Raw genomic sequence first — 12,533 nt, forward strand, 5'->3', positions numbered from 1 at the left:
CCCGCGGAGCGGGATATGCCCCGGCAAGCCGGGGCATAGTGTGCGAATTGCGCAAGCGCAATTCGGATTCCGGCGCAAGCGCCGGAATTGAATTCCGCAAGCGGAATTCTAAAAGCGGGTCAATTCGCGCAAGCGCGAATTGCGAGCACCCGCGCAAGCGCGGGTGCTGAGGCTGGCTACGGGGGGAGGTGCATCATGCGCGGGCCTGTGTAGGGCTTGGGAATCCCAGCCACCACCCCTGCAACGAGAGTGACGGACCATCGGCCTGACGGGGTGCCGGCCTCACCGCAGTGACGGGCTCCGCTGCGCTCCACCCGAACCCCTCCTTACACCCTCGAAACCGGCCCGCTCACGTTCACCAATACCCTGTCAGCATACCCCATGAACCGTGCAAGCAGGGCGAGATTCGGCCAAGTATCAGCCTACAGGGGGAAGCTGCGGCGTGGGTGATGCATCACGGGTGCCGACTGTGTAGAGTCTGGGACCAGACACCACCACCCCGGCTCGCCATTCATCGCGCCGGACTTTCATTCCATTACGCGCCGCATTCCACGAAAAGGAGAACTCGGGAATGGCCGTGAAACTGCGTGAACACCAGATTGAGGCCGTAGACGCCATCGTGCGCGGTCTCGATATCCCGCCGGGCGGCATTCCCTGGAATGGTCTGCGCGGGCAGGTGCACGCCGCGTGCGGAACGGGAAAGACCATCATCGCGGCGGCCTCCGCAAAGCGGATTGCGCCCAAGGGCCGCGTTCTCGTTGTGGTGCCGACCCTGAATCTCCTGGCGCAGACCGTCAAGGCGTGGAACGAGGCCGGGCACAAGGGGCCGGCGGTCATGGTGTGCTCGCCGCTGGACGATCCGGAGCTGTGGCACCTGGGCGTCCGGAGCACCACCAATCCGGTGCAGCTGGCGTTGTGGCACTCGGCGGGGCCGGTGACCATCTACGCCACCTACGCGTCGCTGGGCGTGCTGGTGGAGGCGTTCGAGGGCGTCTACGGGCAGAAGCTCGCGCCGGTGGACCTGGCGGTGGTCGATGAGGCGCACCGGACCAGTGGGTCGATGGGTAAGGCGTGGGCGGACATCCACGACCAGGCGAAGATTCCGGCGCACCGTCGGCTGTATCTGACGGCGACGCCGCGGATCTGGGAGGAGCGGCTGAACCGTGAGGTCGCTGAAGGGGTGCGTGATCCGCTGCCGCGTGAGATGGCGGCTTCCATGGATGATGAGAAGGTCTTCGGGCCGGTCCTGTACAAGTTGTCGCTCGCGTCGGCGGTGTCGCGCGGGCTGCTGGCGCGGTACCAGATCATCGTCCTGGAGCTCCAGGACCCGGTGGTGACGCCCGAGCGGCTGATGGGCGAGGAGCGGCACACCGAGGAGGTCCGCGGGCAGCGCCTCGGGGCGCTCCAGGCCGCGCTGCTGCACACGATGGCGCAGCACAACCTGCAGACCTGCATCACCTTCCACCACAGGACCATAGAGGCCGCGGCGTATGCGGAGGGCCTTCAGCGGGTGGCCAAGCGGCTGCACGCCGACCAGCCGGAGAAGTACCCGGCGGAGATCTGGGCGGACTGGCTGTGCGGCGAGCACGTCCCGGAGCGCCGGCGGGAGGTGCTGGGCAAGTTCGGCTCCACCGCCCGGCGCGCCGTGCTCTCCAACTGCCGCGTCCTGGGCGAGGGCGTCGACATCCGGGCCGTGGACTCCGTGGCCCTGCTGGACCCCAAGGGTGCGCCGCACGACATCGTGCAGGCGATCGGCCGCGCTTTGCGTCAGAAGCCCGGTGAAGGAAAGCTCGCCTCTTTGATCGTGCCGGTATTCCTCCAGCCCGACGAATCGCCGGAGGATATGTTCACCTCGGGTTCGTACCGGCCTTTGGTGAAGGTATTGGAGGGTCTGCGGGCTCATGATGAGGAGGCCGTGGAATTGCTGGCGATCCCGCAGGAGCCTCAGAAGGACGTCGTGCAGCCCTCCGAATATATCGGTGCCGCGCCCGGTGATAACGAGGAAGAAACCCGTCTTCTGCTCCGTTTTGCGGCTCCTCGTGATCCGGTGATGGTCGCGAACTGGGTGTCCTTCAACGTGATCGACACGGAGCGGCAGGACTGGGCGCGCGGCTGGGCGAAGCTCAAGGAGTTCACGGAGCGTGAGGGTCACGCCCGGGTGCCGTACGAGCACAAGGAGGGCGCGTTCCCGCTGGGGACGTGGGTTGCGGAGCAGCGGCGGGCGTACGGGGCGGGGCAGATGAACGGTCGGCGCGCGGCGCGGCTGGAGAAGCTGGGCATGGCCTGGACGGCGGCCGACGCGCGGTTCCAGGAGAACCTGGCGGCGGCCCGCGTGTACTACCAGAAGCACTGGACGCTGTGCGCGCCCCGGTCGGCGGCCGCGCTGGACAAGCCGATCGGGCAGTGGCTGTCCAACCTGCGCCGCCCCGGTGCGCTGGCCGAACACCCCGAGTGGGAAGCCGCGTTGAAGGCGATCGACGAGGACTGGAACCCGTCGTGGCCCCCCGAGTGGCAGCGGCACTACGCCGCCCTGCGCGAGCTCGTGCGCGACGAGGAAGGCCCGGTTCAGGTCCTGCCCGGCTTCACCGTGCACGGCATGGACATCGGCAAGTGGCTGGCCCGGCAGCGCAAGCCCGAGGTGTGGGCGGCCCTGGCCGACGGACAGCGCGAGCGCCTGGAGGCCGTCGGCGTCACCCCGCTCGCCCCGGCCCCGGCCCCGGCTCCGGTGGAGCCGGTCGGGTCCGCGGAGCCGTCCGCGGCGCCCGTGAGCGCCTTCGACAGGGGCGTGGCGGCCCTGGCGCAGTACAAGGCCCGCACGGGCTCTCTGGTGGTCCCCAGGTCCCATGTAGAGGCGTTGCCGGACGGGACGGAGGTCAAGCTCGGTGTGTTCCTCAGCAACAGCAAGAGCCGCCGGACCAAGCTGACCGCCGACAAGCTCGCCGCGCTCGCCGGCCTCGGGCTGGAGTGGGCGGCCATGGAAGGAGCGGCGTGATGAGCGCGAGCGACCAGGACGCTGGGGAGCAGCGGGTGCAGGATGCCGTGCGGCGGCACGCGCGCGCCAAGGCCTTCGCGGAGGTGGAGGACGTCATCTCGGCTGTGCTGTCCGTCCCTGGGGTTCGGGAGGCGCGGGAGCGGGTGGAGGCGGCGGAGATGGAGCTCGGCATGGAGCTGTGCGCCCGCCTCCAGCCGTGCCAGGACCGCTACGACCAGGCCGTGACGGCTGGCGACACGGCCCGGCTCACCGAGGCTTGCGCGGGCAAGCACGGCCGCTGGGGACGGATCTGCGTCCTGCCCGACGGACACGAGACCTCGATGGAGCAACCGCACTGGGGCCACAACAACGAGGGCCGGCCGATCGCGTGGGTGGGCAGCGCACCCGACGACTGGTGAGCGGCGGCGGTGAGACCGGTGACAGGACCCCGAGCGCACGGGCGCCCGGGGTCCTTCGCTGTCCGGGGACAGCGGCACCGGCCCCAGGCCCTACACGCACTGGGGTGCGATGCCTGGGGGTTCTGAGCTGCGGCATCGCACTGGTGTGCGTGTAGGCCCTGGGATCTTCGGGTACTCCCCGGCGAACTACGGGGCGGCCGAGACGGGTTCGGTGAGGCGGTCCAGCCGGGTGTAGAGAGCCTGTACGAGGCGGGCGCGGTTCTGGACACAGCGGGCGGTGCCCTGGAGAGGGGCGGACAGGCGGCCTTCGGCTTCGCGGAGGATGACTTCGGCGAAGGCGCCGCGGCCGTCGTTCTTGGGCAGGGCGGCGGCGAGACGTCGGACGTCGGCTGCGATCGCGCGGGCGTGGCCGGTGAGCTGGAGGGCGATTTGCTCGTAGTCGCGGGGTGCGAGGTCCGGGTCCTTCCACGCGAGGACGGCGGTGACGAGGGCCTCGTGCGGGGCGCGGTCCAGGGGAAGTTCGGCCTCGATCAGGCCGTGCGGGTCGTAGAGCACGGCGTGGGTGTCGCTCATCGTGCGCCCGCCGCGTCGTCGTCCTGGTCGTGGCCGCCGGTGTCGACGGCCGGGGCCTGGACGGCGAGGAAGCGGGCGTAGCCGCGGTCGGCGCGGGTGATCAGCGCCGGGGAGGGCCGGCCGAAGGCGGGCGGCTGGAGGCCGCGGTCTTCTGGTTGGAGTCCAGCGGGTGTGGGTGCGCTCATGGGGCACCGCCTCCGTTGTGGGTTGCGTCGGTGTCGTTCGACGCTACGGAGGCCGTCGCTCCGCCCTCAACGAAATTGCGGGAAATTGCGGAACTTCACTCCAGCGCGTCCATCGCGGCCTGGATCAGGGCGCGGGCGGCGTCGCCGTACACGGCCATCTCCGCGAGGCCAGCGAACGCCTTCGCGTAATCGGCGACCTCGCGCGGCTGCGTCACCTTGATCTCCGCCGTCAGCGTCTCCACCACGGCCATGGCGTCGTCGTGGACGTAGAACGCCTCCAGCGGCCACACGGTGCGCTGCGCGGTGAACGGGATGATGCCGAGCGAGACGGAGGCGAACGGCATCACCGCCAGGAGGTGACGGAGCTGACCGCGCATCGCCTCGGGGCCGGCGGTGCGGTAGCGCAGGACGGACTCCTCGAGGAGGACGACGTAGCGGTGGCCGCCCTCGTAGAGGAACCGGGAGCGGGCAACGCGGGCCGCGACGGCTTCGGCGACGTCGTCGGGGGTGCCCTGGAAGCGGGTGATCTGCTCCATGAGGGCCGTCGCGAACGCGGGCGTCTGGAGGAAGCCAGGGGGCAGGCTGGAGACGTAGACCCGGCAGTGGCGGGTCCGCTCATGCAGGGCGTACCAGTCTTCTTGGACCTGGCGCATGCCGTTGCGGTGCAGGCGGCGCCACTCCATGTACATCGAGTCGACCGCGCGGGCGGTGGCGATGAGGTCGTCGGCCTGGTCGTCGGCGCCGCACGCCGCGCACCAGGTCCGGATGTCCGCGTCCGAGGGCAGCATCGCGCCTTTTTGGATGCGGGTGGTCTTGGCGGGGTGCCAGCCGCACCGGGCGGAGAGTTCCTTCCCGGTGAGGCCGGCGTCCTTGCGCAGGTGCGAAAGCCGCACGGCGAGCGCCTCACGGGCCCCCTGAGCGCTGGACGATGGAGAGGCGGTCGTCATGGAGTGGGGGCCCTTGGGTTGTGCGTCGGTCAGATGCGGTAGTCGGTGTGGTCGGTGGCCAGCTCCCACACCGAGCGGAACGCCTCGGCGCACAGCTTGATGGCGTTCGGGTCGTCGGTGTGGTCGGGTTCGAGGGCCTGGCCGTCCCCGGAGAAGATGTTCCAGCGCACGAGTCGGTCGTCGATGAGCCAGAAGTCGTTGCCGGGCAGGGCGAGGGTGGAGGCGCGGCGGCGGGGAAGCCAGCGGACCTGTTCGCCGGCGCGGAGGTTGGCGTCGGTGATGGCGTGCTCGAAGCGGATGTAGTCGGTGACGGGCTCGGACACGATCCGGGCCCGGCGGACCTTCACCCCGCGGGCGACGGTCCGCTTCACCAGCGGCAGCCAGCCGCTCCAGAACTCCGAGTCGTCCGCGGGCACGCTCCCGTCGCGCAGGAACGCGTCGTAGACCTCCCGCTCCTCCCCCACCGCGTAGACGTCGCGCAGCTCCAGGTGCAGGGCGTGGGTCCGGGCGGAGTCGAGCAGGTCCTCAAAGCTGGGGGCCGGCGGCTTCTGCGGCATCACACGCCTTCCTGATCTGGTCCACCATGCTGACCGGGATCCGGATGACCCCTTCGTCGGCGGCGGGAGGACTGTCCTGGCTGCACGCGGCCCGGGTCGCCGCGTCGGCGAACCTGCCCTGCAGAACCAGTTTCGGCCCCTGGGCGGTGTCGGTGTCCACCCACACCGCAGGGCAGTTCCCTCCACCCGAGTTCGGGTCCGTGCCGAAGAAAAGTAACGCCATGATTCCCTCCGAAGCGAGCCGGTTGCGCGTAGTTGCGCACCGACCGTCCCGCGCCCGGGGACCGGCGTCAAGGCCCTCCCCGTGGAAGCCTCTGGGCCGTCCGGGTGAGCGAGCGCTGCGACTGCGGTGTCCGGGGTGCTGGCCCCTCTAGCGTGCGGCCATGAACGACACCCAGATGCCCGAGCCGCTGCGCCGGGCAATCCACCACCTGGTCTCCGAGGGCGTGCAGCACTGCCAGGAAGTGCTGCGGTACACGGAGCCCGACCAGGCGCACACCTGGAAGCGGATGACGCTGTACCGGGCCACGGACGCGGCAGACACCATGAACATGGTGGCCATGCTGATCGCCGCGTACTGCCAGCGCACGGGTATGGACGCCGACACGCTGCAGAGCTACCTCCAGGTCGGGCAGCAGGAGATCCGGGCCGCCGGCCCCCAGGAGGACGACCGCGCGCACGTGGCTGGCCTGATGGGTGAGGCGCTTTCGTACGAGGCGATGCGGGCGCCGACCAACCGGATGCGGTACCACCGGGGCCAGCGGAAGGCAGAGCAGGCGCAGCAGCCCGAGGACGACCCGCAGGCGCTGTTCACCGCGGCGTGCCTGCACGGGCTGATGGCCGTGCTGTGCGACGACGTCGACGCGCTGGACAGCTACCTGCCGCCACAGGTGGCGCAGTTGGCCCGCAGGGTGGCCGAGGCTCTCAAGGTGCCGGAGCTGGCCACCGCGTGACGGTGGGGGCCGCGGCGTCGTTGGACGGTGCGGCCCCCGAGCCGGGCCCCGGGGTGTCATGGCTGTTTCCCCGGGGCCCGTGGTGTGTCCGACTGCGTCGGTCAGTTCTCTTCGGCCGCCGTGGTGGTGACCCAGGCGGCGGCTTCGGCGTCGGTCATGAGGAGGACCTGCGTCGGGTGGGCGGTGAGGCCCTGGACGACGTGGACGCGGCCGGGGTGCGTGTTGCCCTTCGGGAGGGTGTCGACGTGCGGGGCCAGCAGCTTCCAGGTGCCGGTGGTGACCCGCCCCAGGACCAGGGTGGAGAAGTTCTCACGCACCTCCGGCCCGAAGGGGCGCTTGAGGTGACCGGCGAGCAGGAGGTGCATGCGGGCCTGGCGGCCGGCGAAGAGGAGTTCCTCGATCGCGGTGACGGCCGGGGACGCCTTCGGGTCGCTCTTCTCCCGGACCGTGTTCCAGTGGCGGGCGAGGCTGTGCAGGGTGGCGTCGGCGCCCTCGAGCACCACGGTCAGGCGCGGCAGGTCGTCGGCGTCGCCGTGCTGGTTGATGTGGTCGATGCGGCGCACCAGTTCGGCCTGGAGACCGACCAGGGCGTCGTGGATGTCGGCGATGCCCGGGCAGTACGTCACGCCGGGCAGGCCGTGGGTCCACTGGTGGGAGCTCCGCTTGAGGTCGAGGACCAGGGCGTGGGCGCCGTGGTGCAGGAGCTGGGCGGTGAGGGTGCGCAGGACGGTCGTGGTGCCGCCGCCGGTGGCGGAGCAGACCAGGACGTGCGGGGCTTCGGCATCCAGGTCGGCGCAGACCGGCTGTCCGTCGGTGGTCCAGCCGATCAGGACCAGGGAGTCGGGCAGGGCCTGGAGCTGCTCGCGGACGCCGGGGTCGGACAGGCGCAGCGCCTCGGGGAGGTTGGGCGTGGGGGCGGTGTGCTTGTGCGTCATGGTGCGGTGTTTCCGTTTCTGTGCTGTGCCTGGTGAACCGGGTGTTCTCCAGGACGGGGGGATCGTGTCGGCTGAACCGGACAGGCCCGTGTTGGCGGACTTGGTCGCGCGGGCCGGGGCGGTCAGTCGAGGTCGGTGGTGCCGGCGCGGGGCCGGTTGCGGGCCCACTTCTTGAGGTCGCCGACGCGGTAGAGGAACGCCGCGCCGCGCTTGCCGACCGGGGCGGGGAACTCCGGGTCGTTCGCACGGGCCCAGCGCAGCGCCTCGAGGCTGGCGACGGTTTCCGACAGGTGCTTGTCGTACGCCTCGCGCAGTCCCAGCTCCTGGGCGTCGTCGGCGGGTGCCGGTTGTGCCGGCGACGTCGCCGCGGCGGCGGTGTCGGGCACATGGTCGGCCGGGGCGGCGGGCGAGGGCGAGGGTGTGAGGCTCCCGGCTTCGGCGGCCAGGTCCCGGTGGGAGGCCGGCGGCTCGGTGGCGGGCGGGAACTCGGGGGCGCTGGTGTTCCCGGCGTCGGCGAAGTCGTCGGGCGGGGCGGCGGGGGCGGGAGGCTTGTCCAGGGACGGGCCGGTCGTGCCCTTGGAGTGGACGCCGGACATCGCCCACTGGCGGGCTTCCTCGTTCGACAGGTTCAGTACCTGCGTCTCCTGGGCGCGGCCGCGGGTGACGACTTGGACGCGGCCGTTGTGCTGGCTCGGCATCGGGATGGGGCTGACCTCGGGCACGAGCATGCGCCAGGCGTTGAGGGTGTAGCGGACGAGGATGCGGGTGGAGAAGTTCTCGCGCATCTCCGGGCCGCCGATGGCGCGGGCGGTGGCGGACTGGGCGACCAGGAGTACGTGGAGGCGGACCTGGCGGCCCATGAAGAGGATCTCGGCGAGCGCGTCGACGGCCGGGGACTCCTTGGGGTCGCCGGACTCGCGGATCTTCGCCCAGTACCGCTTGAGCTGTCCCATGGTGGCGTTGACCTCTTCAAGGAGGATCACCAGCCGCGGGCCGACCCGCCACGGTTCGCGCTCCAGGACGTCGTCGGCCAGCTGCTCCGCGAGCCCGAGGCGGCGCCGGCCTTCGTGCGCGAGCCGGATCAGGGCGTCGTGGATCTCGGCGATGTCCCGGCAGTAGGTGACGCCGGGCACGCCGCGGGCCCAGGTGTGGGAGATCCGCTTGAAGTCCAGGACGTAGGCGTGCGCGCCGTTGTGGATGAACTGGCAGCAGATCGTGCGCAGGATCGTCGACTTGCCGCCGCCGGTGCCGGCGGAGATCAGGACGTGCGGGGAGTCGGCGTCCAGGTCGACGGAGACCTTCTTCTTGCCCGCGCCGAAGCCGATCAGCGGCGCGGACTCGGGCATCTTCGCCAGGACCTCCCGCACCCCAGGGTCGGACAGGCGCAGCATCTTGGGCGGGGCCTGGCGCTTCTTGACAATGACGTGCGTGTCACGGCCCGCGCGACGCCAGGTGAAGGAGACGTTCTCCAGGGCGAGTTTCTTGACGATGAGGTCGGCGACCAGGTCCTCGTTGAACCGCATGTGGGTGGGCACGTCGATGCGTATCTCGGCGTCGTCGTCGGAGAAGTTCCTGGGTACGTGGAGGTAGCGGCGCGGGTCGGTCAGCTCGGACATGCCCAGCGGCACGGCCAGCGCCTCGTGCAGCGGCGTCACCCACTCGCGCATGAACTCCCGGCGCTTGCGGGTCGCCAGCCCGTACACGGCGCCGCCCACGGCGGCGGCGGAGACCAGGCCGATGCCGCCCGTCTGAGCGGTGGCGATGGCCGGGTCCGGGTTCTCCCAGACGTCGCGCACGGCGGCAAAGGTGGCGTCCTGGTTCTCCCACAGGGTCCAGTAGCCGCCGACGCCGGTCGCGGCCAGGCCGCTGATCCGGAAGGTGAGGCGCTGCCACCCGGCCCGGTAGGAGGAACGCGAGACGTGGCCTTCCACGACCTTCGGCAGGACGCGGGTGCCCTTGCGCCAGAACGTCGCGTCCGTCTTCCGCTCCCCGCGCAACGGCCGGCCCGCCAGGAACCTGCCGATGACGAACGCCACGGATTCGGCGGTCTCATCCACCTGCCTGTCGAACTTCGTACGCGCCATGGTCGTGCCCCTTCGCTGTGCTTGCCGGGCACTTCACACCCGAAAGCGGACACCCCCTTGGTAGGCGGCCGAGCCTGTGGACAGAGGCCGGCCAATTCCGTGGGACCAGCGCACCTATGGGCTGCACGGTCGGTACAACGGTGGGGAGATCAACCCGGGGGAGGGGCTGCATGACCGAACACGAAGGCGCGCTGGAGCGTGCGAAGCGGTACGAAGGGTTTGCCGCCAGGTACGCCAAGAAGGCAATGGAGGGCGATGCGGGCGCGGCACAGCTGGCGCAGACGTTCGCGTCGCTGGCCCTCTCTGCCCGAATGGAACGCATGGACTGGCGTATGCGGGTGCTGGGTGACCAGCTCGCAGACGTGAAGAAGGCGATGGACGGCCTTCGCCGGAAGCTGCCGGAGCGGTGACGTCCGTCAGCTGGCAGCGGCGGTGCTTACCGTGGGGGCGTGACCACGCCCTCCGATGACGCAGCCCGGCCGGTGCCGGTGCGGGTCGTGCTGCCCGCCGACCCGCTGCTCGGGCACCCGGAGCAGGAGGTCGTGGCCAGGCTGTGGAAGCGGCGGCAGACCGAGACGGGCTGGGTGTACCTCGTGGGGCTGCCGTCGTACAGAGACCTCGAGGACGGCAGCGTGGAGGCGGCGGAGTACCGGGTGTGGGTCCGGGCTCCCGAGCATGTGCGGCCGGTCGACGGCGTCGACTACGACCAGGTCCCCACCGAGCCTCTTCCGCCGGCGCCGCCGACGTCGGTGGTCCGCGAGGTCCTCGGGGAGCGCCGGCCTTCGGGCTGGGTGCTGGCGAAAGTGCGCAAGGGGCGGGGCCCGGCCCGGGGGGTGCTGCACGCGCCGGACTGCAAGGAAGCCCCGCAGGACGCGCCGCTGCTCGATCTGGAGCACGCGCTGAACGTCGCCGAGAACCCGGGGACACGGCTGTGCACCGTGTGCGGGTGCGCTCAGGAGCTGTCACCCATGCTGGGCGGGTTCGACCACATCACCGGCTCCTGACCCGCCGTGGTGCCGAACGCCGGTCATCCCCCGGGCACGGGGCATCCCGGCCGTCCGGTCTGTGCTCGCGGCGGCAGGGAGCGGCCGGTCAGCGGACGCCGGCCGCGGCCCACGCGGCCCGCACCTGCTCCACCGCCTCACGCACAGCAGCCCCGTCAGGCGGAGGCCCGGCGTGGCTGGACGGCAGTCCGAGGGTGTGGAGAGCTGCAGCGGCCAGTGTGTGCACGGCCGGGGTGTCCAGCATCAGCATGGCCGCGACACGCTGCACGTCCTCGGTGATCTGCTCGGCGGTGCGGCCCTGGCCCTCTCCGACACCGTCCAGCAGCTCGCGCAGGTCGGCGGCCTCGGGCTCACCGGCCTGCGCACGCTGGAACGCGGTCAGGACCTGCCAGAGGTAGTCCAGCTCCCATCCGGGCAGGAACAGCACCCTGATGCCCTCGCGCTCGTCGTCGGCCGGCTCTTCCATCTCGGCGGCCAGACGGCCGATGACGCAGGCCGCTCCCTCCAGCACGCCGACGGACAGCACGTACCGGTCCTCGTCGAACCGGAAAGCGGCGACGCTGGCGGCCGCGGCGACGACGCGGAGCACTTTTTCCTCGAGGTACCGCACCTCGTGCAGCCACGAGGGGTCAGCAGGCAGGACGCACGGCCGGTCCGGTTCCCGCAGCCGAGACGTCACCACACGGTCCTCCCCACTTCAGACTCTGACCGCGCCAGCATTCCGCATCACCCCCGCCTCCAGCGCCCGAACCCGAAAAATCCGTCCCAGCGCCACCGCCGCGGTGACGGCGGCGGAACATGGCGGCCCTTCAGAGGTCCGAGTTCAGGGGGCGGTGCGGTTCAGGAGTTCCGTCATGTCGTCGGCGGCCGCCATCAGCAGACCTGCCTGCCGGGGGTCGGCGGCCGCCTCCCAGCCGGCAGCGAAGCTGAGCAGGGGAATGGCGCGCCGGAGCACAGCGTGCAGGTCGGCGATCTGCTGGTCGCGGGTGTCGGTGGTGGGGGCGGGCGGGGTGTCCATCGGCGGGGTCTGTTCAGCAGGTGATGCGGGCGACGAGGGCGGTGGCGTTGTCCGCGTACGGGTCGCTCAGTTCGTGCGCGCGCCGGGCGGCGTCGTCGACCAGGCGCTCGGCGGCGGCGTGCGGGTCGCCGGTGAGGTAGCCGGCGAGGTCGTGGCCGGCGTCCTCGTGGGGTTCGTAGGCGCCGTCGGAGGCGAGCAGCAGCCATCCCGGCCGGGCCGGACCGCGCAGGTACTCGATGGCCGGGTGGCCCCAGATCTGTTCGGTCTCCTCGTCGCTGCGTGCTTCTCCGAGGCAGGCGGTGATCAGGTTGCGGTCTCCGCCGTCGCACGCCCGGCGGGCGTTGTGGTCCTCGGTCAGCAGGCGCAGGTGTCCGTCGAGGAGGAGGTAGGCGCGGGCGTCGCCGGACCAGGCGACGGAGAACAGGCCGCCGGGGACGTGGACGGCGACGACGGCCGCCGCGCAGGGCAGGTCGTGGCCGGCGGTGCGGGCGGGGTCGGCGGCGTGGTGGCCGTACTCGGTGCGCAGCCCGGCCTCCGCATCCGCGTGCCCGGCGGCCGCGCGGGCCAGGCGGCGGGCGGCGGTGCGGGTCCAGGAGCGGACGGCCGGGGTGTCGCCGACGCCGTCGAGCAGGGCGTAGGCGCGGGTGCCGTCCGGCGCCGTGCACACGGCGGTCGCGTCGCACTGGAAGGCCCGGTCACCACGCCGCTGGGCAGTGGCGTATGAGGTCACTGCCAGATCCTCGTCCACGTCCTCGCGCATGCGGAAAGCCTCCCAGAACACGGGGTCCGGCGGAGCGCTTCGCGAGGACGTCCGTGCCCGGACGGGTGATTCCTTCTTCGCGCACGCGGACGCAGCCCTGGCAGCACAGCCAACTTGCCTATTTCCG

General features: G+C 71.3%; 15 protein-coding genes. 5 read left to right on the forward strand and 10 right to left on the reverse strand.

Annotated features, from left to right (window positions below; all coding sequences use genetic code 11):
* Positions 1 to 571: 571 nt before the first annotated feature.
* Positions 572 to 2,992, forward strand: coding sequence for a helicase associated domain-containing protein (locus ACZ4W9_RS36760; protein WP_467943290.1), 2,421 nt, complete (start codon positions 572 to 574; stop codon positions 2,990 to 2,992).
* On the forward strand, positions 2,992 to 3,390 hold the full coding sequence (locus ACZ4W9_RS36765) for a hypothetical protein (protein ID WP_467943294.1): 399 nt from the start codon (positions 2,992 to 2,994) through the stop codon (positions 3,388 to 3,390). The genes ACZ4W9_RS36760 and ACZ4W9_RS36765 overlap by 1 nt, the downstream gene beginning before the upstream one ends.
* Before the next feature lie 186 nt (positions 3,391 to 3,576).
* On the opposite strand, the gene ACZ4W9_RS36770 is transcribed toward ACZ4W9_RS36765, so the two are convergent.
* From ACZ4W9_RS36770 to ACZ4W9_RS36790, 5 genes are all read right to left on the reverse strand, one after another.
* Entirely contained in the window at positions 3,577 to 3,963 is a 387-nt protein-coding gene (locus ACZ4W9_RS36770; protein WP_467943297.1) for a DUF6415 family natural product biosynthesis protein, read from the reverse strand.
* Positions 3,960 to 4,148, reverse strand: coding sequence for a hypothetical protein (locus ACZ4W9_RS36775; protein WP_467943300.1), 189 nt, complete (start codon positions 4,146 to 4,148; stop codon positions 3,960 to 3,962). The genes ACZ4W9_RS36770 and ACZ4W9_RS36775 overlap by 4 nt, the downstream gene beginning before the upstream one ends.
* A 95-nt stretch (positions 4,149 to 4,243) precedes the next feature.
* Positions 4,244 to 5,095, reverse strand: coding sequence for a helix-turn-helix domain-containing protein (locus ACZ4W9_RS36780; RefSeq protein ID WP_467943304.1), 852 nt, complete (start codon positions 5,093 to 5,095; stop codon positions 4,244 to 4,246).
* 29 nt (positions 5,096 to 5,124) lie between these two features.
* Positions 5,125 to 5,652, reverse strand: coding sequence for a DUF6879 family protein (locus ACZ4W9_RS36785; protein ID WP_467943307.1), 528 nt, complete (start codon positions 5,650 to 5,652; stop codon positions 5,125 to 5,127).
* Positions 5,621 to 5,812, reverse strand: coding sequence for a hypothetical protein (locus tag ACZ4W9_RS36790; RefSeq protein ID WP_467943310.1), 192 nt, complete (start codon positions 5,810 to 5,812; stop codon positions 5,621 to 5,623). Before ACZ4W9_RS36790 ends, ACZ4W9_RS36785 begins: the two co-directional genes overlap by 32 nt.
* Positions 5,813 to 6,035: 223 nt before the next feature.
* Between ACZ4W9_RS36790 and ACZ4W9_RS36795 the strand changes: the two genes are divergently transcribed.
* On the forward strand, positions 6,036 to 6,605 hold the full coding sequence (locus ACZ4W9_RS36795) for a hypothetical protein (protein WP_467943313.1): 570 nt from the start codon (positions 6,036 to 6,038) through the stop codon (positions 6,603 to 6,605).
* A gap of 101 nt (positions 6,606 to 6,706) precedes the next feature.
* Here the strand turns inward: ACZ4W9_RS36795 and ACZ4W9_RS36800 are convergent, their stop codons facing one another.
* The gene (locus ACZ4W9_RS36800) at positions 6,707 to 7,540 is read right to left on the reverse strand and encodes a hypothetical protein (RefSeq protein WP_467943316.1); all 834 of its coding nucleotides are present in this window, start codon (positions 7,538 to 7,540) and stop codon (positions 6,707 to 6,709) included.
* 122 nt (positions 7,541 to 7,662) lie between these two features.
* Complete coding sequence (locus ACZ4W9_RS36805; RefSeq protein WP_467943321.1) at positions 7,663 to 9,624, reverse strand: helicase HerA domain-containing protein; 1,962 nt, start codon at positions 9,622 to 9,624, stop codon at positions 7,663 to 7,665.
* A gap of 170 nt (positions 9,625 to 9,794) precedes the next feature.
* Between ACZ4W9_RS36805 and ACZ4W9_RS36810 the strand changes: the two genes are divergently transcribed.
* Both ACZ4W9_RS36810 and ACZ4W9_RS36815 read left to right on the forward strand, forming a co-directional pair.
* Positions 9,795 to 10,034 (forward strand): hypothetical protein, encoded by a 240-nt coding sequence (locus ACZ4W9_RS36810; protein WP_467943326.1) that lies wholly within the window; start codon positions 9,795 to 9,797, stop codon positions 10,032 to 10,034.
* A 39-nt stretch (positions 10,035 to 10,073) separates the two neighbouring features.
* On the forward strand, positions 10,074 to 10,628 hold the full coding sequence (locus ACZ4W9_RS36815; RefSeq protein ID WP_467943330.1) for a DUF6233 domain-containing protein: 555 nt from the start codon (positions 10,074 to 10,076) through the stop codon (positions 10,626 to 10,628).
* 88 nt (positions 10,629 to 10,716) lie between these two features.
* Here ACZ4W9_RS36815 and ACZ4W9_RS36820 read toward each other — a convergent pair whose 3' ends face one another.
* The 3 genes from ACZ4W9_RS36820 to ACZ4W9_RS36830 form a co-directional block, all read right to left on the reverse strand.
* A complete protein-coding gene (locus tag ACZ4W9_RS36820; protein ID WP_467943333.1) occupies positions 10,717 to 11,307 on the reverse strand; it encodes a hypothetical protein in 591 nt (196 codons plus the stop codon).
* Positions 11,308 to 11,451: 144 nt separating this feature from the next.
* Positions 11,452 to 11,646 (reverse strand): hypothetical protein, encoded by a 195-nt coding sequence (locus tag ACZ4W9_RS36825; protein ID WP_467943337.1) that lies wholly within the window; start codon positions 11,644 to 11,646, stop codon positions 11,452 to 11,454.
* 13 nt (positions 11,647 to 11,659) lie between these two features.
* Positions 11,660 to 12,406 carry a hypothetical protein gene (locus ACZ4W9_RS36830; protein ID WP_467943339.1) on the reverse strand — a complete coding sequence of 249 codons (747 nt, stop codon included), beginning with the start codon at positions 12,404 to 12,406 and terminating at the stop codon, positions 11,660 to 11,662.
* Positions 12,407 to 12,533: the final 127 nt, after the last annotated feature.

This window comes from Streptomyces sp. NPDC029296, assembly GCF_055569255.1.